This window comes from Streptococcus mitis, assembly GCF_047464945.1.
In the GTDB taxonomy this organism is placed as follows: domain Bacteria; phylum Bacillota; class Bacilli; order Lactobacillales; family Streptococcaceae; genus Streptococcus; species Streptococcus mitis_EA.
The window spans coordinates 1-564 of sequence record NZ_JASHAX010000028.1 but is presented as its reverse complement, the minus strand read 5'-3'; the positions used below and the strand labels follow the sequence as shown (position 1 = coordinate 564).

Annotated in this window: 1 pseudogene; it reads left to right on the top strand. The window is 52.1% G+C overall.

The features are described 5' to 3' along the window. Positions 1–356, top strand: a pseudogene (locus tag QM424_RS09835) (adhesive domain-containing protein); the annotation flags it as partial. Between the last annotated feature and the right edge of the window lie 208 nt (positions 357–564).

Here is a 564-nt window from a genome sequence, read left to right as displayed (position 1 = left end):
CTGATGTGCTTGCTGAGGCTGATGCACTTGTTGATGCTGACTCAGATGCCGATGTGCTTGCTGAAGCTGACGCGCTTGTTGACGCTGACTCAGAGGCTGATGTGCTTGCTGAAGCTGACGCGCTTGTTGACGCTGACTCAGAAGCGCTTGTGCTTGCTGAGGCTGATGCACTTGTTGACGCTGACTCAGATGCCGATGTGCTTGCTGAAGCTGATGCACTTGTTGACGCTGATTCAGACGCTGATGTGCTTGCTGAAGCTGATGCACTTGTTGACGCTGATTCAGACGCTGATGTGCTTGCTGAGGCTGACGCACTTGTTGATGCTGATTCAGAAGCCGATGTGCTTGCTGATTGACTCGCGCTTGTCGATGCTGATTCAGAAGCTGATGTACTTGCTGACTGGCTCGCACTTGTTGATGCTGACTCAGATGCCGAGGTGCTTGCTGAAGCTGATGCACTTGTTGACGCTGATTCAGAAGCTGATGTGCTTGCTGAGGCTGATGCACTTGTTGATGCTGACTCAGATGCCGATGTGCTTGCTGAAGCTGATGCACTTGTTGACG